Annotated in this window: 24 protein-coding genes; 5 read left to right on the forward strand and 19 right to left on the reverse strand. The window is 59.8% G+C overall.

Features of this window, described 5'->3' with window-relative positions; all coding sequences use genetic code 11:
- Nucleotides 1-54 precede the first annotated feature (54 nt).
- Both CAL20_RS04410 and CAL20_RS04415 read left to right on the forward strand, forming a co-directional pair.
- Nucleotides 55-576: a YbaK/EbsC family protein gene (locus CAL20_RS04410; RefSeq protein ID WP_094819860.1), complete on the forward strand. Its 522-nt coding sequence runs from the start codon at nt 55-57 to the stop codon at nt 574-576.
- Nucleotides 573-1,481, forward strand: a complete 909-nt coding sequence (locus tag CAL20_RS04415) for a DMT family transporter (protein ID WP_094837283.1) — start codon at nt 573-575, stop codon at nt 1,479-1,481. The genes CAL20_RS04410 and CAL20_RS04415 overlap by 4 nt, the downstream gene beginning before the upstream one ends.
- Nucleotides 1,482-1,724: 243 nt before the next feature.
- Here the strand turns inward: CAL20_RS04415 and ybgF are convergent, their stop codons facing one another.
- The 8 genes from ybgF to CAL20_RS04455 all read right to left on the reverse strand — a co-directional run bounded on the left by ybgF (nt 1,725) and on the right by CAL20_RS04455 (nt 8,941).
- Complete coding sequence (gene ybgF / locus CAL20_RS04420) at nt 1,725-2,408, reverse strand: tol-pal system protein YbgF (RefSeq protein WP_094819862.1); 684 nt, start codon at nt 2,406-2,408, stop codon at nt 1,725-1,727.
- 85 nt (nt 2,409-2,493) lie between these two features.
- On the reverse strand, nt 2,494-2,997 hold the full coding sequence (gene pal / locus CAL20_RS04425; protein WP_094819863.1) for a peptidoglycan-associated lipoprotein Pal: 504 nt from the start codon (nt 2,995-2,997) through the stop codon (nt 2,494-2,496).
- 33 nt (nt 2,998-3,030) lie between these two features.
- Nucleotides 3,031-4,350, reverse strand: a complete 1,320-nt coding sequence (gene tolB, locus CAL20_RS04430) for a Tol-Pal system beta propeller repeat protein TolB (RefSeq protein ID WP_094819864.1) — start codon at nt 4,348-4,350, stop codon at nt 3,031-3,033.
- Between the two features lie 16 nt (nt 4,351-4,366).
- Complete coding sequence (tolA, locus tag CAL20_RS04435; protein WP_094837284.1) at nt 4,367-5,545, reverse strand: cell envelope integrity protein TolA; 1,179 nt, start codon at nt 5,543-5,545, stop codon at nt 4,367-4,369.
- 33 nt (nt 5,546-5,578) lie between these two features.
- Nucleotides 5,579-6,055: a protein TolR gene (gene tolR, locus CAL20_RS04440; RefSeq protein ID WP_094837285.1), complete on the reverse strand. Its 477-nt coding sequence runs from the start codon at nt 6,053-6,055 to the stop codon at nt 5,579-5,581.
- On the reverse strand, nt 6,055-6,735 hold the full coding sequence (tolQ, locus tag CAL20_RS04445) for a protein TolQ (protein WP_094819867.1): 681 nt from the start codon (nt 6,733-6,735) through the stop codon (nt 6,055-6,057). Before tolQ ends, tolR begins: the two co-directional genes overlap by 1 nt.
- A gap of 3 nt (nt 6,736-6,738) precedes the next feature.
- The gene (gene ybgC / locus CAL20_RS04450) at nt 6,739-7,161 is read right to left on the reverse strand and encodes a tol-pal system-associated acyl-CoA thioesterase (protein ID WP_094837286.1); all 423 of its coding nucleotides are present in this window, start codon (nt 7,159-7,161) and stop codon (nt 6,739-6,741) included.
- Between the two features lie 49 nt (nt 7,162-7,210).
- Complete coding sequence (locus CAL20_RS04455; RefSeq protein ID WP_094819869.1) at nt 7,211-8,941, reverse strand: proline--tRNA ligase; 1,731 nt, start codon at nt 8,939-8,941, stop codon at nt 7,211-7,213.
- Nucleotides 8,942-9,005: 64 nt separating this feature from the next.
- On the opposite strand from CAL20_RS04455, the gene CAL20_RS04460 reads away from it, so the two are divergent.
- The 3 genes from CAL20_RS04460 to CAL20_RS04470 are packed head-to-tail and all read left to right on the forward strand — an operon-like array spanning nt 9,006 to nt 11,857.
- The gene (locus tag CAL20_RS04460; RefSeq protein WP_094819908.1) at nt 9,006-9,581 is read left to right on the forward strand and encodes an RNA pyrophosphohydrolase; all 576 of its coding nucleotides are present in this window, start codon (nt 9,006-9,008) and stop codon (nt 9,579-9,581) included.
- Entirely contained in the window at nt 9,562-10,248 is a 687-nt protein-coding gene (locus CAL20_RS04465) for a response regulator (protein WP_094819870.1), read from the forward strand. The genes CAL20_RS04460 and CAL20_RS04465 overlap by 20 nt, the downstream gene beginning before the upstream one ends.
- Nucleotides 10,229-11,857 carry a sensor histidine kinase gene (locus CAL20_RS04470; protein WP_373558267.1) on the forward strand — a complete coding sequence of 543 codons (1,629 nt, stop codon included), beginning with the start codon at nt 10,229-10,231 and terminating at the stop codon, nt 11,855-11,857. The genes CAL20_RS04465 and CAL20_RS04470 overlap by 20 nt, the downstream gene beginning before the upstream one ends.
- Here the strand turns inward: CAL20_RS04470 and CAL20_RS04475 are convergent.
- The 11 genes from CAL20_RS04475 to CAL20_RS04525 all read right to left on the reverse strand — a co-directional run bounded on the left by CAL20_RS04475 (nt 11,854) and on the right by CAL20_RS04525 (nt 23,325).
- Nucleotides 11,854-12,786 carry a LysR family transcriptional regulator gene (locus tag CAL20_RS04475; protein ID WP_094819871.1) on the reverse strand — a complete coding sequence of 311 codons (933 nt, stop codon included), beginning with the start codon at nt 12,784-12,786 and terminating at the stop codon, nt 11,854-11,856. The two genes, CAL20_RS04470 and CAL20_RS04475, sit on opposite strands and share 4 nt — an antisense overlap.
- 27 nt (nt 12,787-12,813) lie before the next feature.
- Nucleotides 12,814-13,719: an NAD(P)-dependent oxidoreductase gene (locus CAL20_RS04480; protein ID WP_094837287.1), complete on the reverse strand. Its 906-nt coding sequence runs from the start codon at nt 13,717-13,719 to the stop codon at nt 12,814-12,816.
- Nucleotides 13,720-13,877: 158 nt separating this feature from the next.
- Nucleotides 13,878-14,855: a D-erythronate dehydrogenase gene (denD, locus tag CAL20_RS04485; RefSeq protein WP_094837288.1), complete on the reverse strand. Its 978-nt coding sequence runs from the start codon at nt 14,853-14,855 to the stop codon at nt 13,878-13,880.
- Complete coding sequence (gene otnI / locus CAL20_RS04490) at nt 14,852-15,652, reverse strand: 2-oxo-tetronate isomerase (protein WP_094837289.1); 801 nt, start codon at nt 15,650-15,652, stop codon at nt 14,852-14,854. The genes denD and otnI overlap by 4 nt, the downstream gene beginning before the upstream one ends.
- Nucleotides 15,653-15,718: 66 nt before the next feature.
- Nucleotides 15,719-17,038, reverse strand: coding sequence for an MFS transporter (locus CAL20_RS04495; protein WP_373558268.1), 1,320 nt, complete (start codon nt 17,036-17,038; stop codon nt 15,719-15,721).
- Between the two features lie 78 nt (nt 17,039-17,116).
- Nucleotides 17,117-17,779: a 3-oxo-tetronate 4-phosphate decarboxylase gene (gene otnC, locus CAL20_RS04500; protein WP_094837290.1), complete on the reverse strand. Its 663-nt coding sequence runs from the start codon at nt 17,777-17,779 to the stop codon at nt 17,117-17,119.
- Nucleotides 17,779-19,065, reverse strand: coding sequence for a 3-oxo-tetronate kinase (otnK, locus tag CAL20_RS04505; RefSeq protein WP_094837291.1), 1,287 nt, complete (start codon nt 19,063-19,065; stop codon nt 17,779-17,781). Before otnK ends, otnC begins: the two co-directional genes overlap by 1 nt.
- A 75-nt stretch (nt 19,066-19,140) precedes the next feature.
- The gene (gene ltnD / locus CAL20_RS04510; protein ID WP_094837292.1) at nt 19,141-20,055 is read right to left on the reverse strand and encodes an L-threonate dehydrogenase; all 915 of its coding nucleotides are present in this window, start codon (nt 20,053-20,055) and stop codon (nt 19,141-19,143) included.
- 111 nt (nt 20,056-20,166) lie between these two features.
- The gene (locus CAL20_RS04515) at nt 20,167-21,039 is read right to left on the reverse strand and encodes a FadR/GntR family transcriptional regulator (RefSeq protein WP_094837293.1); all 873 of its coding nucleotides are present in this window, start codon (nt 21,037-21,039) and stop codon (nt 20,167-20,169) included.
- A gap of 302 nt (nt 21,040-21,341) precedes the next feature.
- Nucleotides 21,342-22,847: a tripartite tricarboxylate transporter permease gene (locus tag CAL20_RS04520; RefSeq protein ID WP_094819879.1), complete on the reverse strand. Its 1,506-nt coding sequence runs from the start codon at nt 22,845-22,847 to the stop codon at nt 21,342-21,344.
- Nucleotides 22,848-22,860: 13 nt separating this feature from the next.
- Nucleotides 22,861-23,325, reverse strand: coding sequence for a tripartite tricarboxylate transporter TctB family protein (locus tag CAL20_RS04525; RefSeq protein WP_094819880.1), 465 nt, complete (start codon nt 23,323-23,325; stop codon nt 22,861-22,863).
- Nucleotides 23,326-23,666 lie beyond the last annotated feature (341 nt).

The raw sequence follows: 23,666 nt of genomic DNA on the forward strand, positions 1-23,666 counted from the left end.
CCCTCGCGCCGTATTGCCGGCCGCGATGTATTCGACCACACGGAATCGCCAAGCATGTCAGCTGAATCTGCCTCTGCTTTACCCGAATCTGCACAGCGTGTGGCCCAATTGCTGCAATCATTGGGCCATGAGCATCCTATCGTCATCCTGCCGCAAACCGGCCGCACCTCGGCCGAGGCCGCTCAGGGCCTCGGTTGCGAGGTTGCTCAAATTGCCAAGTCCATCATCTTTCGGCGTCGATCCGACGATGCACCGGTATTGGTCATCGCCAGCGGCGCCAATCGCGTCGATGAAACCAAAGTTGCCGAGATCGTGGGCGAACTGGGCAAGGCCGATGCGCGTTTCGTCCGAGAGATGACCGGCTACGCCATCGGCGGTGTGTGCCCGATCGGTCATGCGGTCAAACCCGTCATGCTGCTCGATGAGGATCTCTTTCAATACGACACCTTGTGGGCCGCGGCAGGCCATCCGCACGCCGTATTCCGTCTGAGTCCTCAACAACTGGCCGCTATGACAGGCGCGCCCGTGGCCGACGTGGCATTACGCGTTTCCGCAGCTGATAGAGCACCAGAATGACCGATTGGGCCTGGATCTGGATTCCCGCCACCCTGGCGGCTGCCGCCGCTCAAGCCGGCCGCAATGCGGTGCAGCGCAGTCTAACGGCTACGCTGGGTACCTTGGGGGCAACACAAGTTCGTTTTCTCTTCGGATTTCCGTTTGCGCTCCTGTTCCTGGCCATCGTATTTGCCATCGATGGCGGCCCGCTACCCGGCATCCATTCAGAATTCCTACTCTTTGTCGTCGGCGGCGCCGTCGCGCAGATCGCAGCTACCGGTCTCATGCTCGCTGCCATGCGAGAGCGTTCCTTTGTCGTCGTCACCGCCTGGACCAAAACCGAGCCGATCCAAGTCGCCTTGTTTGGTTTCGTAGTCCTGGGTGATCCGCTATCGATCACAGGGGTGTTGGCCGTCATTCTCGCCACATTAGGCGTCGTCCTGATGTCAGGCAATCCTGCCTCCGCCACCGGTCGTGGCAGCCTGCGCCCGGCATTGTTGGGCCTGGTGTCCGGCGCCTGCTTTGCGCTTTCCGCCATCGGCTTTCGGGGCGCGATTCTGACGCTCGACAGCGGCAGCTTTGTCCTGCAAGCCACCTGGACGCTCGCGTGGTCCCTGGGCATACAGACCTTGATCCTGGCCGTCTGGATGATTCTTTTCAATCGCACCCTGCTCATCGCCTGCATGGCGGCCTGGCGCACCTCCATCTGGGGCGGCCTGCTGGGTGCCACGGCCTCTCAGGGCTGGTTCATCGGCTTCGCCCTTACCGCTGCCGCGAATGTCCGTACCCTGGGTCTTGTAGAGGTTCTATTCGCCCAAATCCTCTCCCGCCGCGTCTTCTCACACGCCACCAGCCGTCGAGAACTGTTAGGCATCGCGCTAATCATCATCGGCGTTGCAGCGTTGCTAATCGCCTCTGCACACTAACCGGGGTCGTGATACCTCAGGCCTGAAGCCTCAGCAATTCACTACTGTGAGCCCCTGTCGGGTGCCGGGAAGCCACGCCGGCCCGTTGAGCGCGGATTTAGCCCGCGAAGCGGGCCGAGGCCCCTGGTCATGGGCCGAGTCCGTGCGATAGGGCCGGCGTGGCTTCCCGGCACCCGGCAGGGGCGGCTTAAGAGATATCCTCTAGGCCAGCAAGAGAATAGCGCCCCATGCCAGCACCAACCGCTACTGCAGCAACTGCAACCGATTCTTAGCCGTCCCCGCCGCCTGGCTATTAGGATAATTCTTAACAATCCGCTCCAGCGAAGCCTTGGCCCCCGCCCGATTGTTCAGCTCGATCTGGCTACCAGCGATCACCAACAACGCATCCGGCGCCCGAGCATCGTTCGGCGTCTGCTGCACGAGTTGATTCAGCTCTTCGATAGCGCCCTTATAGTCCTTGATTGCATACCGGCTGCTGCCCAGATAAAACTTGGCCGTCGGTGCCAACTGGCTATTGGGATACAACGCGAGAAACGCGGCGAACGAATCAGCTGCGTCCTGGTATTGCGCCTGACGGAATTGATCGATCGCGCCATCATAGGCCGACTGCTCGCTGGGATCGCTAGCCGTGGCTCCAGGCGGATTCGCCGAACCATGGCTCGCCTGCCCGCTAGGCTGTTGGCGCGACACCAACTCTAATTGCTCGCGCAACTGAGTGATTTCCTGTTGCATCGACTGCATTTGATCCGCCAGTTGCAGCCGTGCGCGTTGATTTTGTTCGTTTTGTTGTCTTACTTGTTCGCGCAAGTCCAGAATGGCCCGACGGGCCTCATCGTCGGAAAAGGCATGAGCTGGTGCTGCAATGGCAGAGAGGGCCAGCGTGGCGGTGACGACCAGGGTACGTAAGGACAAGACTTTATCGCGCATGAGGAATTCCAGAGTCCAAAAAACAAAAACGTCGGAACGGCCGCTTGACCGTTCCGACGCGCGGCAGAGCTAGTGCGCGAAAAGCTTAGCGCTGATATTCGATATCGGCGCGGCGGTTTTCCGCGAAATCAGCTTCGGTGGAGCCCGTCGAACGGGGTTTTTCCTTGCCGAAGCTGATGGTCTCGATCTGAGCGTCGGTGGCGCCCAGCAGCGTCATCATGCGACGCACTGCGTCGGCACGGCGTTGGCCCAAGGCCAGATTGTATTCGGCGCCGCCGCGTTCGTCAGTGTTGCCTTGGATCTGCACGCGCTGTTGCTGGTGCGAAGCCAGGTAACGGGCATGGGTTTCCACCAGGCTGCGGTACTGTTCAGGCACCGTGTAGCTGTCGAAATCAAAGTAGACCGAGCGCTGTTGCGCCAGGATGCTTTGCGGGTTGAACGGATCCAGGATCTGGCCGGAGGCCGAGCCACCTGTGCCGCTGCCCGTGGTCGAACCAGCGTTTTGGTCATCTAGCGGTACCGAACTGCAAGCTGCCAATGTGGCGGCCAAGGCGGCAATGGTCAAGCTTTTGGCAATGCGCGTCTTCATGATGTTTCCTTTGCAAAGAAGGGTCATGCGTGTTTAGCGGGTAAAAGGGCCCCACGTGGGTTCACGTATTTCCCCGTTCAGTACGGAGAGCGTTTGCCGCACACGTCCATCACTAGATACTCCTGCCAGCACGCTGCGGCCGTTTTGCACAGCAGCGTACAGGATTTGCATGCCGTTGGGAGCGAAGCTGGGTGACTGGTCATCACGACCATCGGTCAGCAGGGCTTCGTTCCCAGAGGCTAGTTGTAATGACGCGATGCGGAACGAGCCGTCGCGTTTGGAAACGTACAGCAGCGTGGAACCGTCGGGGGAAATTCGGGGTGAGATGTTGTAACTACCGTTAAAAGTCAGCCGACGGGCATCGCCTCCGTCGAGGCTGGTTTGATAGATTTGCGGTCCACCGCTGCGATCACTCGTAAAGATAATAGAACGGCCATCCGGCGTAAAGATCGGTTCGGTATCAATGCCCGGAGAACGCGTTAAACGGCGCATATTTGAGCTTCCGTCAGCGCCAACGATGTAAATTTGCGACAAACCATCGCGGGTCAGAGCCACGGCCAGTTTGGAGCCATCGGGCGACCAGGCGGGGGCGCTGTTGTTGCCTTTGAAATTTGCAACAGGGATGCGGGCGCTGGTTGCCAAGGTGTGCACATAAACAACAGGTTTGCCCGATTCGAAGCTTACATAAGCGAGCTTGCTGCCATCAGGCGACCAGGCCGGTGAGATGACAGGTTCGCGCGAACGCAGGGCGACTTGCGGGTTTTGGCCATCGGCATCGGCAATTTGCAGTTCGTAGGTGTTGCCACGCTTGAGTACGTAGGCAATACGCGTCGAGAACACGCCCCGAACGCCGGTGATCTTTTCGTAGATGCGGTCGGCGATCTGGTGCGCGACGCGCCGCAGTTCCTGTTCGCTGCCGGAGAAGGCAACGCCATCCAGTTGGCCTTTCTTGATCGTGTCGCCTAAGCGGTAGCGCACGTCGTAGCGGCCATCGGCGCCACGGGTGATGCTGCCATAGGCCAGGAAATCCGCGCCCTTGTTGCGCCAGTCGTCATAGTTGACCTGCGAGTCGACGTTCAGCCCGGCGCCAGAGGCATTGATCAGGCGAAATTGGCCGGTCCGGGTCAAATCAGCGCGGATAACGTCCGCAATAGCGCGGCCATGCACGTCATCTACGGCGAAGTCGGCGATCGCTACCGGGTACTGTGTAGCTCCGGTCCCGGAGATATCAACCCGCAATTGGGCGTGAGCGGGCTGCCAGACCAGCAGAGCGATTGCCGTCAGCAGGGTAAATAGCATGCCATAGGCACGCGCAAGCCCCATGGTCGAGGGGCGGCTGGAGGCGGGAGTCATTATCAGCAATCTCCTGTCAGTCATACATTCTGTACACAACGTCGATAACGGACGGATAGGCGCCCGTCGAGGGTTTGGGGAACGGATTGCAGCGGCGGATCCCCGTTTCGACCGCACGGTCAAATACGGAGTTGCCCGACGAGCCGGTCAGATTCAAGCCGGTTACCTTGCCGTCTGAACTCAACTGTACCCGGTATTGGGCTGTCGGGTTAGCCGTACCGCTACGGGGAGGCGTATCAAAAACCACGCCGGGGCGTACGCAGGTGCGCACCTTGGCGGCATAGCCACTGTCGTTGCCACCACCGCCTCGCTGGTTGCGGTCGGCCGTGCCGCCCGGGATGCCGGCAGCACCCAGCGCATCGCCTCGCATGGCGTCGCGCAAAGCCTTGTCGGCGGCTGCTTTTTTCGCTGCGGCTGCCTTTTCCGCTGCTGCCTTCTTTTCGGCTGCAGCTTTTTCAGCTGCGGCTTTCTTCTCGGCAGCGGCTTTTTCGGCTGCGGCCTTCTCTGCGGCGGCTTTCTTTTCGGCAGCAGCCTTTTCCGCGGCCGCTTTTTGTGCGGCAGCTTTCTCGGCAGCGGCTTTCTCTGCAGCGGCTTTTTCTGCCGCAGCCTTTTGAGCAGCGGCCTTTTCAGCGGCTGCCTTCTTCGCGGCGGCTGCCTTTTCGGCTTCTGCTTCCTTGCGCTCTTGCTCCAGGCGTTGCTGTTCCTTCAGCTCGGCTTGTTTGCGTATTTCGTCTTGGCGGGCCTTTTCTGCCGCGGCTTCAGCGGCCAATCGGGCTTTTTCCTCTTGTTCGCGTTTCTTGCGCGCGGCCTCGAGCGCGATTTCGGGGTCGGGCTGAGGATCGGGTTGTGCGACCGGTGGCGGCGTCTTGGGTTGAGGCGCGGGCTGCGGTTCCGGTTCGGGCTGAGGCGCGGGTTCAGGCTCCGGCTCAGGTTCGGGCTCGGGCGGCTGAGGCTCGGGGGTGACTTTAGGCTCGTCGGGCTGTTCTTCGGGAGGGCGCGAATTAGGCGTATCGCCGTTGGCCCATAGTTCTACCTGGACCGGCCCGGGATTTTCAGTATGCCAACTAACGCCAAAAATCAGGGCGATCAGCAGCAGCACGTGCGCCAGGATGGCCAGGCCCAGCGCTTTGCGATTGTCCTGCGCGGCGGGGGAGTGCGGCGCGGTGCTGTCGTGTCGAAAGAGAGGCGGGGTCATAAATGATGTGGCAAAGCGGCGCGCACCAGCGCGTCAGCGCCCTCTGGTTTGCTGTGGTGCGGACTGAGTCGATTGCTGGGCGGCAGCGCCGCCTTGGTCAACCAGCAGGCCCAGGCGCGTCACGCCGTTGCTGCGCAACTCGTCCATGACTTTGACCACGGTTTCGTAGGGCACCTTGCCGTCGGCGGCAATGACCACAGGAGTCTCAGCGGTGATTCGTTGACGGACTTGGTCCACCAATTGATCGCGTGGGATGTCTTGCAGCGTGGCGCCTGCCTCGCGCATGCGCAACGCCAGTTGACCATCCTCTGAGATTTGGACCTCCAGCGGCGTGGCAGGCACGTCCGAGGCTTGGCCCACCGACGGGAGGTTGATCAGGCCTGGCGTGATCAGCGGAGCGGTAACCATGAAGATCACCAGCAGCACCAGCATCACGTCAATGTAGGGCACGACATTGATGTCGGCCTTCATGCGTCGGCCCGCGCGGCCGTTCGACCGTACCGAAGGCATTAGCGCACCTGGCGTTGGAGGATGTTCAGGAACTCATCGACAAAGCTGTCGAAACGAATCGACAGGCGGTCGATATCGTGCGTGTAGCGGTTGTAGGCTACCACCGCCGGGATGGCGGCAAACAGACCGATGGCAGTGGCGATCAGCGCTTCGGCAATCCCCGGCGCCACCGATGCCAGCGTGGCCTGCTGCATGTTCGACAGGCCGATGAAGGCGTGCATGATGCCCCACACTGTACCCAGCAGACCGATATAAGGGCTGACCGAACCGGCCGAAGCCAGGAAGTTGAGGTGGGATTCCAGCGAGTCCATTTCTCGTTGATAAGCGGCACGCATGGCACGGCGCGGGCCATCCAGGATGGTGTTGACGTCGCCATTGGTGTTGGCACGACGCGCCTTCAGGAATTCGGTCATGCCGGCATCGAAGATGCGGGCCAGGGCGCCTTGTTCTTCACGGCGGCTGGCGACGGCCTGTTGCAGCATCGACAGATCTCCACCCGACCAGAAATCGTCTTCGAAGCGGCGGGTTTGCGTGTGTGCACGCTTGATCGCCAACCGCTTGGCGAAGATGTATGTCCAGGACATGATGGAAATGCCCAGCAGCAGCAACATGATGAGCTGGACGGGAAGGCTGGCGTGCGTGACCAGCGAAATCAACGACATGTCGTTGGAGACTTGCATGGGTTATTCCTGAAGGGATTCCAATTTGGCGCGTACGACAGCAGGTAGTGCCGCCGGACGCAAATGCACTGCATCAACACAACAGATTTGGATATTGCCACGCGCGAGCAGTTCCCCGTCGCGTTCCGCGCGTTGGTCGAAATGTATCGACGCGCGGCCCACACGGGTCACTCGGCTGCGTATGGTAATCAAATCGTCCAATCGTGCCGGTTTACGGTATGACATGTCCAGCGAATGGACGACAAACATCCGTGATTCATCTGCGACCAACGCCGACTGCTGAACGCCCAGTTCGCGCAGCCATTCGGTGCGGGCGCGCTCCAGGAATTTCAGATAGTTGGCGTAGAACACGACGCCACCTGCATCCGTGTCTTCGTAATAGACACGGATATTAAAGGTGGCTTCGGTGGACGTCGATTCAATCACAGTGAGAGAGCAGCCTTATCAGCACGCCTAGCTTGGTGGGCTGGGCAGTCTACAGTGTTTCCAGCTTGTCCAGCACCTGATTCAGGGCGGACTCGACAGGAATTTTTACAGCGTCGCTTTCGCGACGGGCCTGCAATTCCACCACACCGTCGTTCAGGCCGCGTTCTCCAACTGTTACGCGCAAGGGGACCCCTATCAGCTCCCATTCAGCGAACATCACCCCTGGCCTGGCGTCACGATCGTCCAGAATGACATCTACGCCACGGGCTCGCAGTTCGTCATAGAGTTTTACGGCCTCGTTACGAACAGTTTCATTTTTGCCCCAGCCTACCGGGCAAATCACGACTTCGAAGGGGGCAATCGCCTTGGGCCAGATGATGCCGCGGGCGTCATGATTCTGTTCAATGGCGGCGCCTGCAATCCGGGTGATCCCGATACCGTAGCAGCCCATTTGCAGGGTGGCGGGCTTGCCGGTTTCGTCCAGGAAGGTCGCCTTCAGCGCGTCGGAGTACTTCGTACCCAGGAAAAAGACGTGTCCTACCTCGATGCCGCGCTGGATCGCCAGGTGGCCCACGCCATCGGGGGACGGGTCGCCCGCCACCACGTTGCGCAGGTCAGCGACGATTTCAGGTTCCGGCAGGTCCCGGCCCCAGTTGGCGCCGGTGTAGTGGTAGTCCTCGCGATTGGCGCCGCAGACAAAATCGGCCATGTTGGCGACGGTGCGGTCGGCGACGACTCGTACCGGCAGGGCCGTGCCGATCGGCCCCAGATAGCCGGGTTTGCAGCCAAAATGCTCGACGATTTCGGATTCGGTGGCAAAGCGGAAGTCTGCCAGGCCAGGGACTTTGCCGGCTTTGATTTCATTGAGTTCGTGGTCGCCGCGCAGCATCAGCAGCCAGATCTGAACCTTGCCGGGCTCGGGCTCGGTCGCCAGCACCAGCGATTTGAGGGTGCGCTCCAGGGGCAAGCCCAGCAGTTTGGCGACGTCCTCGCACTTGGCGGCGCCAGGCGTAGGGGTGGCCTCCAGCTTCTCGGCCGGTGCGGCCCGCTCGGCCAACAGGCAGGGGGCCTCGGCCAATTCGATGTTGGCGGCATACTGGGAGTCGGGGTTGTACACCAGCAGGTCCTCGCCTGTGTCGGCAATGACCTGGAACTCGTGGCTGCGCGTGCCGCCAATCGAGCCCGTATCGGCCGCAACAGCGCGGAATTCCAGCCCCAGACGGCTGAAAATGCGCATGTACGCCTCGTACATCTTGTCGTAGCTTTGCTGGGCGCTGGCTTCGTCGCGGTCGAACGAATACGCGTCCTTCATGGTGAATTCCCGGCCGCGCATCAGCCCGAAACGAGGGCGGCGCTCGTCACGGAACTTGGTCTGGATGTGATAGAAATTCAGGGGCAGTTGCCGATAGCTGTGGATTTCATTGCGGGCGATATCGGTGATGACTTCTTCTGAGGTCGGCTGCAGGACGAAATCGCGTTGATGGCGGTCCTTGATGCGCAGCAATTCGGGGCCGTATTGCACCCAGCGGCCGGATTCCTGCCAGAGCTCGGCCGGCTGCACCACGGGCATCAGCAGCTCGATCCCGCCTGCGGCGTTCATCTCGTCGCGGACGATGGCTTCGATTTTGCGGATGACCTTCAAACCCAGAGGCATATAGGTGTAGATCCCGCCCGCCAATTTGCGGATCATGCCGGCCCGGGTCATCAGCTGGTGGCTGACGACTTCGGCTTCCGAGGGGGCTTCTTTCAGCGTATTGAGATGGTAGGTAGATGCGCGCATAGTTAAAGGTGGCTACGGATACGTATAATCGACTGTAATTGTATTGAATTCGGTGGGGGTGGCCATGCTTGATCGTGAAGGCTACCGTCCCAATGTCGGCATTATTCTCGTCAACAGCAAAAACGAGGTCTTTTGGGGCAAGCGAATCCGGGAACATGCATGGCAGTTTCCGCAGGGCGGCATCAAATATGGCGAAAGCCCGGTGCAGGCCATGTATCGCGAGCTCCACGAAGAAGTAGGCTTAAAGCCTGAACATGTCCGTATTTTGGGGCGCACACGCGATTGGTTGCGTTATAACGTGCCGGACCATTTCGTCCGGCGAGAGTGGCGAGGGCACTATAAGGGTCAAAAGCAGATCTGGTTTTTGTTGCGTCTGGTAGGGCGCGACTGCGACGTGTGCCTGCGCGCGACGCAGCATCCGGAGTTCGATGCTTGGCGTTGGAGCCAGTATTGGGTGCCTCTGGACGCAGTCATCGAGTTCAAACGCGAGGTATACACCCTGGCGCTGAACGAGCTTTCGAGCATTCTGTTCCGGCGCCAGCACGAAACCCGCTATCTGCGCCAACGGGTCCATGGCCCGGCGCGGGTCGCCGATAGCCTTTCTGCCGACTCAGACGGCCATGCGCATATTGCTGGTTGAAGACGAGCTCGAAATGGCCTCCTGGCTGGTGCGAGCGTTGGCGCAAAGCGGGTTTACCCCCGATCACGCGCCGGACGCCCGCAGTGCCGAGGCCATGATGAGCGCTCACGAATACGACGCCATCGTCATGGACCTGCGCTTGCCCGACAAGCACGGGCTGGTGGTGCTGCGCGACATGCGTAATCGTGACGACCGCACGCCAGTACTGCTGCTGACGGCGCAGGGCGCCTTGCAAGACCGTGTGCGGGGGCTCAATCTCGGCGCCGACGATTTCCTGACCAAGCCTTTCGCCCTGGAGGAGCTCGAGGCTCGTGTCGCGGCCTTGGTGCGCCGCAGCCGCGGGCGCCAGCAGCCCAGGCTGCAATGCGGTTCGTTGTCTTATGACGGCGAGAGCCGTGCTTTCACCCTGGACGGTGTGCTGCTGCTGCTCACGCCGCGAGAGCACGCCGCCCTGGTGGCCCTGCTGACGCGCAGCGGCTATCCCGTCGACAAGGCCCAGTTGTTCGGCAAGGTATTTACCCAGGACAGCGAGTCCAGCCTGGACGCCATCGAAGTCGTGTTGCACCGGTTGCGTAAAAAACTGGCAGGAAGCGACGTACGCATCGTGACGGTGCGTGGATTGGGATACATGCTGGAAAGCAGCGTCAGTGAAACTGCCGAGCTCTGACCGTTTTCGCTTGCCACTGTTCGGCATCCGCACGCTGTTGATCACCCTGTTGTTGCCGGGAGTGATCCTGTTGTTGGTGATCGATAGTTGGAACGACTATCGAACCCTGTCTGCAATCACTAACGAAGCCTACGACAGTGCACTGCTCGAGCCCGCACGCGTACTGGAAAGCAGCATCGAATTCACCGAAGCGGGGCAGTTGATCGTGACCACGCCGGTATATGCGCAGGTGATCCTGGAGTCCAAGGCAGGGCTGCGAAAATATTTTCGCATCGAAGAAATCTCTCCTCCGCTTCCCGAAGGCGCTGAAGTCGTACCTCCCTCGGGGCGGACGCTGGCCGGTATGCCCGAACTGCCTCGTCCCCCCTCGTGGCCGTCTGCCCGGGGCGAGCCTATGTTTTTCAACAGCGTCTATCGCGATGATCCGGTGCGCGTGGTAGCCGTGTTACGCGACTTGTATTATCGAGGCCAACATCGGCAGGTGCTGGTGCTGGTGGCCGAAAGCATAGGCCGGCGGCTGCAGGCCGAGGAGGCGGCGCGGCGCCAGGAGTTGCTGCGTGATGCGCGTATGCTGGCGTTGGTTGCTATTCTGGTGTGGTGGGGTGTGGCCTGGTCGTTACGGCCGTTGACCCGATTGCGTAATGATATCCGCGCTCGCTCTCCGGAGGACATGACGCCGTTGGATGCCTCGCGCGTTCCCAGCGAGGTGATTCCTCTGGTCGAGGCGGTGAACTATCACATCGAACGGCACCGGCGCGTGCTCGACGAGCAGGCGCAGTTCCTGGCCGATGCTTCGCATCAGTTGCGTACGCCAATGGCGATCATCCTCACGCAGGCGCAATATGCGCTGCGAGAGCCCGATCCCAAACGGGCTCAAGAAGGATTGCGCGCGATCGTGGATCAGCTGGGGCGGACACGGCGTTTGACCGAGCAGTTATTGTCCTTGGCTCATGCCAGCCAGGGCGACTCCACTCCTCGCCAGCTATTGGATCTGAATGCGGTGGCGCGCAATGTCGTTTTGCAGTATCTGCCCTTGTCGCATGAAAAAGGGCAGGATCTGGGGTGGGTGGCGGCTGAGCCTACCGATGTGACAGTCCGCAATGCCCGGGCATTGCGTGCAGAGGAAACTGCCGGGACAACATCCGGTACTCCCGCCGAAACGAGTGAGGGCTTTGACGGGGACGACAGTGCTTCGGCCGTGCCGGTGTTGCCTGTGTTCGGCAGCGAGGCTGAATTGCATGAGGCATTATCGAATCTCTTGCACAACGCCATCCATTACGCACCTGTAGGTGCGCGGATCACCGTATCGGCGGCCTTGGCCGGTGATCGGGCCGAGATATCGGTATCTGATAACGGTCCAGGCATTGATGTCGCATCACGCCATCGCGCATTTGCCCGTTTCGATCGCCTGGGTTCGGGACGCGGTTCGGTGTCGTCTGGGTCGGGGTTGGGACTGTCCATCGCCCGAGCCTATGCGCGCCGCAATGCTGGCGACATCACACTGCGCGATGGCGAGCCCAATGCTCAGGGCGGTGTCGGGTTGGCGGCTGTGTTGTGGCTGCCATTGGCGATGCCCAAAGACGTCGCATTGGTGAGCGCTGCAGACTAGGCGCTCAATTCTCCGGTATTTATTGTGCGGGCATATACCCCGGGCAGCCGTTCCGAAATAAAGTTCAGCAGCGCCCGTACTGCCGGCGACATGCCTCGGCGCGAGGGATAGATGCAGTGCACGATGCCTGTAGGCGCACGCCATTCCGGTAATACTTGTACCAACTGGCCCCGTCGCAATGCGTCATAGGTCGCCACGCTGGGGAGCAGGGCGATTCCCCGCCCTCGGACGGCTGCCTCAGTCAGCACAATGAAGTCGTTGCAGCACAGCCGGGGCTGCACTGACACTTCGACTTCTTCATTGGCGGCATTGCGCAGCCGCCAGCGCACGTCTGTTTGAGGGTCGTTAAAGCTCAGCGTGGCGTGCGCGGACAAGTCTTGGGGCGTGTCTGGCGTACCGCTGCGCTCCAAGTACGCCGGGCTGGCGACCATGGTGCTGCTGTCCTCGCCCAAATGTTTGACGACCAATTCCGCGTCGGTGTCCAGACGCGTACGTACACGTAACGCGAGGTCGACGCCCTCCCGAATCAGATCGACGCGGCGATTGGTGGCCAGCACCTGTACGGACACCGACGGCCAGGTGTCCAGAAATTCCGGCAGCAACTGCGCCAACATTTGCTGGGCAATGGAGATGGGGCAACTGATGATGACGGGCCCGCAGGGTTGCGATTGCAGTTGGCGCATAGCCTCTTCTGCAGCGCGGGCCGACGCCGTCACTTCGCGGCAATAATGCAGATAGCGTTCGCCTGCCAAGGTCAGCCGCAGCCGGCGGGTCGTCCGCTGCAACAGGCGTACGCCCAATGTTTCTTCCAAATGGGCGATGCGCCGCGACAGGCGCGATTTCGGGATATCCAGGGCGCGCGCCGCGGCGCTGAAACCGCCGTGTTCCACCACCTGAGAAAAAAAGTACAGGTCGTTCAAGTCTTGCATGACGGCAGTTTCAGGGTTGAGCGATCGTTAATCTCGCAGACGCGTGATCAGGCTGGATGTATCCCAGCGGCCGCCGCCGGCGCGTTGTACATCGCCGTAGAACTGATCCACCAGTGCCGTCAACGGCAAGCGGGCGCCATTGTTGCGGGCTTCGGCCAGCACCAATCCGAGATCCTTGCGCATCCAATCCACGGCAAATCCGAAATCGAACTTGTCGTCCACCATGGTGCCGCCACGGTTTTCCATCTGCCAGCTCTGTGCGGCACCTTTGCTGATGACATCCAGCACGAGTTTCATGTCCAGATTCGCGGCCTGGCCGAACGCAATGGCCTCCGACAGCCCCTGGACGATCCCGGCGATGCAGACCTGGTTCACCATTTTCGCCAATTGCCCCGCGCCTGGTGCGCCCACGAGCGTGACGGCACGGCCATAGGCTTGAGCAATGGGCTTGATGATGTCGAAGGCAGCTTGGTCGCCACCGCACATGATGGTCAACACTCCGTTGACGGCGCCGGCCTGGCCTCCGGACACCGGGCCATCCACGAATTGAAGATTCAGTTCCCGGGCTTGTCCGTACAGTTCACGGGCCACGTTTGCGGATGCGGTGGTGTGGTCCACAAAAATGGCGCCCGGGGCCATGCCCGCAAACGCCCCGTCTTCGCCCAGCACCACGCTGCGCAAGTCATCGTCGTTGCCCACGCAGGCAAAAACGATCTGGGCGCCGGCAACGGCTTCGCGTGGGGTAGGGGCACTGCTGCCACCGAATTCTTGTGCCCAGGCTTTCGCCTTGGCTTCAGTGCGGTTGTACACCGTTACTTGGTGGCCGGCTTTCGCCAAATGGCCTGCCATGGGAAAGCCCATGACGCCCAAGCCAAGAAATGCGACTTTCTGGGGTACGACTTTGTCGTAATCCCTGGAACCGATGGATGCCATACCAAATCTCCGGGTTGTTTGTGTCAAAACCTCAAACCTGAACGTTACCGCAATCCGCGCACAACTCGGTACTTCAAGAGGAAAAAAAGCCCTCAGACTGTAGAGCAACTGAGGGCTTTCTTCCTTACGGCCGCCGAAACGGCAGCGCGTTGCGCCGTTTATTTAGGCATATCGTCTTCTTGATAGGCGCGGATCACGTCGGCATAGTTGCTGTCGGCCTGAAAGCCCAGCGATTTGGCACGCGTGGCGGCGAACTCGCCAGGCCAGGATTCCACGATCTTTTTGATGACCTCGTTAGGTTCCCACTTCACCAGATCTGCGACCTGATCGCCCGCGACCTCGCGCAGCGCATCCACCATGGCTTTCACGCTCACCGACAGGCCGGGCAGGCTGATCGTGCGGGGGAAACCAATCGCATCGCCGTCCAATTCATGGCCATGGATGAGGTTTTCGATCGCATAGCGCGGCGACATGAGCCACATCTTGGTCTCGGGCGAGACGGGGGCGACAGCGCTTTCGCCGTTCAAGGGTTCGCGCACGATGCCGCTGGCAAAACTCGATGCAGCGGCATTGGGTTTGCCTGGGCGTACGCTGATCGTGGGCATACGCAGGGTGCGGCCGTCGATAAAGCCTTTGCGGCTGTAATCAGACACCATCAATTCCCCAGAGACCTTCTGAGCACCATACGAACTCATCGGCGTGGGTGCCGTGTCGTCCTGCACGATGGCGGGCAGCTTGCCGCCGAACACGGCGACCGAACTGGTGAACACGAAACGAGGCTTGTGGCCGAGCTTGCGGCACAGTTCCAGCAGCTCGCGCGTGGCATCCAGATTGATGCGCATGCCCAGGTCGAAGTCAGCCTCAGCGGCGCCGCTGACGACGGCTGCCAGGTGGAACACCGAGGTCACGCTGGTGTCGATGACTTGGCGCAGTAGCGAGGCATCTGCGATGTCTCCGGTCACGACCTTGATGCGCGGGTCGTCCAGGTCCGTGGGGGCCACCATGTCCAGCAGAATGATCTGCTCGATCTTTTCGGGTTGGCCGCTGGCGCCTTTCAGTTCGCCGCGCTCCAGCAATTTCTTGGCCAGGCGTTTGCCCAGGAAACCGGCGCCGCCGGTAATCAGTACTTTACTCATTTGTTGCTTTCCGAGTTGGCACGGTACGTACGCAGCCAGGCCAGGCCATCGCTCGTTGCCGCACGGGGTTTGTATTCGCATCCCACCCAGCCCTGGTAACCCAATTGGTCCAAGGTCTGGAAAATAAAGGGGGAATTCAGTTCTTCGCCATCGGGCTCGTTGCGGCTCGGCACGCTGGCAATCTGGATGTGTCCGATCTGATCGAACATGGCGCGCAGTTTCATGACCACATCGCCTTCCATGATCTGGGCGTGATAGCAGTCGAACTGCACTTTCACGTTGTAGGCGCCGGTGGCGCGCACGACGTCCAGCGCGTCCTTTTGATAGCTCAGCAGATAACCGGGCATATCGCGCTGGTTAATAGGTTCGAGCACGATAGTCAGGCCTGCGGCCTTGGCTTGTTCTGCGGCCCAGGCCACATTACGGGTGTACAGGTCCAGGCGTTCAGCGCGATTCGCGTCCGCCGGCAACAGGCCCGCCATGACGTGCACGCGTTGGTTGCCCAGCACTGTCGCGTATTCGATGGCGCGCGCGATGGACTCCTTGAATTCCTGTTCGCGTCCCGGCAGCGACGAAATGCCGCGCTCGCCGCCAACCCAGTCGCCAGGAGCTGCGTTGAACAAGGCTTGTTCGATGCCGTTGTCAACCAGGCGCTGCTTGATCTCGGCAGCGGGAAAGTCGTAGGGGAATAGATATTCCACGCCTTCAAAACCGTCTTTCGCAGCCGCTGCGATGCGATCCAGGAAGGGCAGGTCTTGGTATAGAAAGCTGAGATTGGCGGCGAATTTCAATGACATTTTGGTAGCTCCGGGAAGTGCATACAGACTGGGCGCGGCCGATAGCGGCGCGCGCCCAGAGGGTGTTTAGCGATTCACCTCGTTCTTGTTCGTCAAGAACACGGCGACGGCGCCGAGCAGCAGCATGCCGGTCAACATATACATGCCGGCCGCCGAACTCTTCGTGGCGTCATTCAACAGACCAATAGCGTACGGGCTGACAAAGCCGGCCAGGTTACCCACCGAGTTGATGACTGCAATCCCTGCGACCGCACCCGTGCCGGACAGGAATGCCGTAGGCAGCGACCAGAACAAGGGCGAGCACGTCAGCGCACCGCCCGCCGCGACGGACAGAGCTATCATTGCCAGCACCGTGTTGTCGGCGTAAGCGGCAGAGACTGCAAATCCGATCGCACCAAACGTAGCTGGAATGATCAAGTGCCAACGACGCTCACGCATGCGATCGGCATTGCGGCCGATCAAAATCATCGAGATCGCTGCAACTACAAAGGGAATGGCACTGATCAAACCGATATTGAATGCACCTTGTACTCCCGTGGATTTCACCAGAGACGGCATCCAGAATGTCAGACCGTACTGACCCATGACAAAGCAGAAATAGATCAGACACATCCACCACACTCGCAGATCGGTGAATACCGCTTTAGTGGTGCCGGGGCTGGTCTTGCTCTTGGATTTGGTCTCTGCCTCGATGTCGCGGGCAACGACCGCCTTTTCTTCGTCGGTCAGCCATTTGGCCGAACGCACGTCGTTATCCAGATAGAGCAGCGTCACGATACCCAGGACCAATGCGGGCAGCGCTTCGATGACAAACATCCATTGCCAGCCGCCATGGCCCATATAGCCATTGAAATTCTGCATCAGGTAGCCGGACAGCGGCCCGCCGAAAATCCCTGACAATGGAATGGCCGCCATGAACACCGCGATCATTTTGGCGCGGCGATGTCCAGGGAACCAGTACGTCAGATACAGGATCACGCCGGGATAAAAGCCTGCCTCAGCCGCGCCCAACAGAAAGCGCAACACATAGAACTGCGTGGGCGTAGACACAAAAAAGAAGCAGCCCGACAAAATGCCCCACGTGATCATGATGCGCGCGATCCAGATGCGCGCGCCGACACGATTCATCAGCAAGTTGGATGGCACTTCGAAAAAGAAGTATCCAATAAAGAACAAGCCTGCACCCAATCCGAACACGGTTTCCGAGAAACCCAGATCGATGGACATTTGCAGCTTGGCAAAACCGACGTTCACGCGATCCAGATAGGCGATGACATAGCAGACCATCAAGAAAGGCATGATGCGCCACGCGATCTTGGAATAGACGCGATTGGATTCCGAACTGGACACCGTGCCAACGGTATCCGTCACTGTTTGAGCAGTCACTGTGCTCCTCCTGCTGTTTATAAAAAAAGGTGACGAGCCCCGCTCGTGGCGGGACTCGTAGATGACCGGCCTCAGGCGCTACCAGCGCGCCTTGAATGTCTGGCGCAATTCATCGATCGCGTCCTCGGACAGTGCCGTGCCTTGCCGTTGCATCATGAGCCACAGCTTGGCGGTTTCTTCGAGCTCTTCCAGTGCAAAAGCCGCGTTGGACACCGAGTCGTGCCAGACGACGGGCCCCAGGCGTTCGAGCAGCACGCCACGCACGCTGCTGGCCAATCCTGCGATCTGTTCCGCAACCTTTGGATCACCGGGGCGGTGATAGGGAATCAGCGGGATGTGGCCCACTTTCATGACGTAATACGGCGTGATGGGCGGCACCACGTCTTCAGGCTTCCATACGCCGGCCAAGGTCAACGCGACCAGGTTGGTCGAGTGCGTGTGAACGACCGCGTTGGCTTGTGCATTGTTGGCGTAGACGTTGCGGTGCAATGCCAACGTCTTGGATGCGCGGGCACCAGAAATTTGTACGCCGTCGGTACCTACCTTGCTCAATTGAGCAGGGTCCAGCATGCCCAGGCAGGCATCAGTGGGTGTGATCAACCAGCCATCGGGCAAGCGCGCGCTGATGTTTCCGGACGAGCCCACGGTGTAGCCACGATTGAACAGCGCCGCACCGATGCGGCAGATTTCCTCGCGCAGTGCGCTTTCCGCGTTCGCCGCGGCGTCGATAACGTTGACCATTACAGGGATCCTCCGACCGCTTTCAGGGCTTTCTCAAAGAAGTCCACCGTGCCGAAATTGCCCGATTTCAAGGCCAGCGCCAATTGCGCATCGCCATTGCCGTCGATGGCGACTGTCGCGGGCACACCAGGATCGATCTGCGGGCCGATACGCAGAGCGCGCACGTCCAGAGCCTGTACCACGGCGCCTGAGGTCTCGCCACCGGCGACCACAAAGTGCGTAATGCCTTGTTCACGCAAGTTGCTCGCAATGGCCGCCAAGGCTTGCTCGACCAATTCTCCTGCGCGTTGCGTGCCTAGTTCTGCCTGCACTGCGCGGACTTCATCTGGCGTAGCGGTCGCATAGACCAGCACCGTTTTGGGGGCATGTTCTTGCGCAAACGCCAGTGCTTGTCCCACGACATCTTCGCCCTTTGCCAGCGCCAACGGATCAATGCGGAACGCGGGGTGAGAGGCCTTCCAGTGCGCGACCTGGCCGTTGGTGGCTTTGGACGCACTGCCTGCCAGGACAACGCTTCGACCTTCGATGCCGGGTAGATCCGCGGCCGATCCTGTGGCGTTCAGCGCGCCGGTGCGCACGAAATTGGCTGGCAACCCGAGTGCAACACCCGAGCCGCCGGTAACCAGCGCCAGATCGCTGCATCCGGCGCCCAGTGTGTACAGGTCATCATTCGAAATTGCATCGGCAATCGCCATACGGACGCCGGCTTCGCGCAACGTCGCAATCTTCGCTTTGATGGCATCGGCACCTTTCTTGACGGTATTCGCGTCAATCAAACCCACTTTGGACGGTGTCTGACGTTGCAGCACACGGACCAGGTTCGCGTCGCGCATGGGCGTCAATGGATGGGTTTCCATGCCCGACTCATTAAGCAATGTGTCGTTCACAAACAAATGACCGTGATACACCGTGCGGCCGTTCTCGGGGAACGCGGGGCATGCGATCGTAAAGTCGGCGCCCAGTGCTTGCAGTAACGCGTCCGCAACGGGCCCGATATTGCCCTGATCGGTCGAGTCGAACGTCGAGCAGTATTTGAAGAAAAACTGCGTGCAGCCCTGCGTTTGCAGCCATTTCAAAGCGGCTAGCGACTGCTCGACGGCATCTTGCGGCGCGATGGTGCGCGATTTCAGTGCGACGACGATGGCGTCCACATCCTGCACCGGCGCAGCAGGCACGCCGATGGTTTGAATCGTGCGCATACCCTCGCGCACCAGCATGTTGGCCAAATCAGTAGCGCCGGTAAAATCGTCGGCGATGCAGCCCAGCAAAGGCTTACCAGATGTCATGACGGAGATCCTGGGATAGCAGAGAAAAAAGGTTGAATATGCTGTGTGCCTGCGGCTTTGATGCAGGTACGGCGTTTAGTTCGTGCCGGGGTCGCGTTTAGGCGGGACTTCAATGCCCGGGAAAATCTTGATGACTGCGGAGTCGTCCTCACCGCCATGTCCGGCGGTGGATGCCTGCATGAACATCTGGTGCGCAGTCGCCGACAGCGGCAGCGGGAATTTGCTGGCGCGAGCCGTATCCAGAACCAGACCGAGATCTTTCACGAAAATATCGACGGCCGACAACGGCGTGTAATCGCCATTCAGAATGTGCGGCACGCGGTTTTCGAACATCCACGAATTCCCTGCGCTGTGGGTGATGACCTCGTACAACGCATCGGGATCCACGCCTTCGCGCAGTCCCAAGGCCATGGCCTCAGCCGACGCGGCGATATGCACGCCTGCCAGCAATTGATTGATGATTTTGACCTTGGAGCCTTGGCCGTGCTGGTCGCCCAGCCGATACACCTTGCCGGCCATGGCCGCCAGCACATGTTCGCATGCTGCATACGCGGCTGCCGGGCCAGAAGTCATCATCGTCATGGTTCCTTCTGCCGCACGAGCGGCTCCGCCGGACACCGGCGCGTCCAGCATATGCAGGCCCATGTCTTGCAGACGCTGGCCCAGACGGATGGCAAATTCGGGTGCCACCGTGGCGCATGCGATCACCACCGAGCCAGGCTTCATTGCATGCGCCAAGCCGTGCGTGCCGTCAGCGCCAAACAGTACGCTTTCGGTTTGAGCAGCGTTGACCACTAGCAGGACGACAGCGTCGCAATGCTTGCCCATATCCGCCACGCTCTGGCAGGCGATCCCGCCTTCGGCGGCGAAACCGTCCAGCACCTGTTGCCGTACGTCATTGGCATAAACGTTCAAGCCAGCGCGCAGCAGCGAGCGGGCCACGCCCAGGCCCATCGCGCCCAATCCAACTATGCCTACGTTCTTCGTCATATTTGTTCCTTCGATTACGTTGGGATGCCGTGACGTCTAGGAAGTTGTTGTGCAGACGTCAGCGAGCGTCTGGCATCGGAGCTGCGTGTGCCAGGCGCGAGTGGCAGGATGTCAGGTGTCTATCCCCGCGGTATTGGCTGAATTCGTCTTGCGTTTGCGTGAGCGCGAAGTATCTGCAATAGCCTGTTTACCGGTGCTGTTCGGACGCGCCGTGGCACGCGAGGAGGGGCCTGCGAGCTTGCGGTCTTTCTTGGCCGTTTGCCCTGTCAGGCTGGCTGCTGCCTGAGCGCTTTGTTTGAGGCGCCGCCCGGCGTTGTACAGATGGGTTTGCGCCATATGACGCGCAGAGACCGGATCGCCTGCGCGTATTGCATCGACCAGCGCCTGATGTTCCTCATGGACCTGTCGCGCAAAGTCGGCATTCTGCGCTTCGTTGTTGCGCGTAATGTGTACGGCCGCTTCCAGATACTGATTCAGGAATCGCAACGTATTCAACAGAAATGGATTACCTGCAGCCTGGGCGATGGTCCGGTGAAACGCCACATCGGCCAATACCCCATCGTTGCCTTTGGCGACCTCGTGCGAGATCTCAGCCAATGCATTTTCAATTTTTTCCAGTTGGCGCGCCGTGCGTTTTATCGCGGCCTGTTCGGCTGCTTCTGCCTCCAGTGCGCGTCGCACGTCCAACAGTTGCAGCACCGCGCTCAACGACCCCACGTCACCTGGATCGATGCGCAGCGGCATGACCAATCCATGGGGGCTGACATACACACCGCTGCCTTGGCGCGACTCGACGACCCCCTGGCTTTTTAACTGCGCCATGGCTTCACGCACGACGGCGCGGCTGATGCCGAATTGCTCTGCCAGCACGGCCTCGGACGGCAATTTCGCCCCGGCGGGCAGGTTGCCGTTGCTGATTTGCTCCAGCAGCGCCTGCGCGACACCGTCGCTCAGCCCCGCACGAGAATTGACTTTCTGGAACATGTCTCTGGGTTGTATTTCTAGTCGATTTACTCTGAAAACCACCCTGGTTATCAGACAACTTTGCGGAAGTTTAACCGACGAAATCAAACTGTCAAATTCCCCCGAGCCGCCCTTCTTGCATAAGAAAGGGCCGGAGTCACATCGTGACCGGTTGTCTTAAAAAACTACGAATTCCGGCGCGTTCAAGCCAAAAAAAAGCCAGGCACCTCACAGTGCCTGGCCTCAGGGACGCTATCTGCGTTTCGCCGTTTGCCGACGTCTACATAGAGTGTCGGCAGCAGACGTCAATGCTGTAAACAGCCTTAATCTTCTTCGACGAACGTTTCTTCGCGCTTCTTGCGGATCGATGGCAACGCCACCAACACCACCAGGAATACTGCGACAGCCAACAGCGATGCCGACAGCGGTCGATCCACGAATGTCAGGAAGTCACCGCGTGACAGCAGCAGGGCGCGACGGAAGTTTTCTTCCATCATGGGGCCCAGCACCAGACCCAGCAGCAGCGGGGCGCCTTCGCACTTCAGTTTCGACCATACATAACCGATCACGCCAAAGATCGCCGTAGTGAAAATGTCGAACGTGTTGTAGTTCAACGAATACACCCCGATCGTGCAGAACACCAGAATCGCCGGGAACAGAATGCGATAGGGCACTTTCAGCAGCTTGACCCACAAGCCGATCAGCGGCAGGTTCAGCACCACCAGCATCAGGTTACCGATCCACATCGAGGCGATCAGGCCCCAGAACAGTTCGGGGTGGCTGCTCATCACTTGAGGGCCGGGCTGAATGTTGTGGATGGTCATCGCACCCACCATCAGCGCCATCACGGCGTTACCCGGGATACCCAGGGTCAGCAGCGGGATGAACGACGTCTGCGCCGCAGCGTTGTTGGCCGACTCGGGGCCGCCCAGACCGGCCGGGTGGCCCTTACCGAAGCGCTCGGGGTTCTTCGAGATCTTCTTTTCCAAGGTGTACGAGGCAAACGAGGACAGCACCGCGCCGCCACCGGGCAGAATGCCCAGCATCGAGCCCAGAACCGTGCCACGTACCGCGGCCGGAGCCGCTTCCTTGAACTCCTGCTTGTTCGGATATAGCGAGCCGATCTTGTCGGTAATGTCGACGCGGTTCTCTTTCTGTTCCAGGTTGGTCATGATTTCGGCAAAACCGAAAACGCCCATGGCCACGATGGCAAAGTCGATACCGTCTTGCAGTTCGGGGATGCCGAAGTCAAAGCGAGCGACCCCCGAGTTCACGTCCGTACCCACCATACCCAGCAGCAGGCCCAGGATAATCATCGCGATTGCCTTGGGCAGCGAACCCGAGGCCAACACCACCGCGCCCACCAGGCCCAGGGTCATCAGCGAGAAATACTCGGCGGGGCCGAACTTGAACGCGACTTCAGCCAATGGGGGCGCAAAAGCGGCCAGCAACAGCGTTGCGACGCAACCGGCGAAGAACGAGCCCATGGCGGCAATTGCCAATGCTGCGCCTGCCCGTCCGTTGCGCGCCATCTGGTGGCCATCGAGCACGGTCACCACCGCGGACGTCTCGCCAGGGAGCGCCACCAGAATAGCCGTGGTCGAACCGCCGTATTGCGCACCATAATAAATACCGGCCAACATGATCAGGCCGGCCACAGGCGGCAGCACATAGGTGATCGGCAGCAGCATCGCGATCGTCGGAACCGGACCGATCCCGGGCAACACCCCGATCAAGGTCCCCAGAATACAACCCAGCAAAGCGTACAGCAGGTTCTCGGGCGTGAACGCCACCGAGAATCCCAGCATCAAGTGATCAAATAATTCCATGGCCGAAGACTCCTTAGTTCATGCCTAGAAACGACGGCCACAGCGGGAAAATCAGCCCCAGCCCTTTGATGAATGCCAGATACGAGAACACCACCAGGAAAATCCCGTTGCCGATCGCGACTTTCAGGTTGAACTCGTGGCTGGCCAGGCTGCTGACGATGACCAGTACAAAGACCGAGATATAGACGCCCAGCAGTTTCAGGATCAAGGCGTACAACACGACGGACCCGATCACCAGGAAGGTGATGCGCCAATCGAATTTCTCGACATGGGTCTCCGTTGCTTTTTTGCTCAGCGAGCCAAGCAGCACAATGGCGCCCAGTAAGGCCAGGACCAATCCCAGCGCGAAAGGAAAGTACCCCGGTCCCATCCGGGCGGCGGTTCCCATTTGATAGCTTGTCGCTTGCCAGGCTGCTCCCAATCCGATGGCGATGAACATCACCCCGGACCAGAAATCCTGCCGATTGCGTAGCTGCATGGTCTACTCCTATTTACAGCATGTGAGTTAAAGCCAGGTCGTTCGATGAACGATGCTCTGAAAAAATGAACACCTCGTCGTGCTGCTCGTTGTTATGAAATCGAGGTGCGTCTTTTGAGCAGGGCGCATGGTAGCGAAGGGGCCTGGGCCTGCAAACCCACGCTGTTCCAGATGCAGATGGGGTTTTCCCTAAAACTGGCGTCCAAGTTGTAACCTTGGGCCATCACCGGCTCAAAATGAAAGCAAAATGAAAGTAAATAGAAAGACAGGCGAAAGCCTGTGATCGATCAAGGCTTGATCAACGCAAGTCCTGTGTCAGAATTCTTTGGTACGGGCGGTTG

The organism is Bordetella genomosp. 4, assembly GCF_002261185.1.
Taxonomy (GTDB): Bacteria; Pseudomonadota; Gammaproteobacteria; order Burkholderiales; family Burkholderiaceae_B; genus Bordetella_A.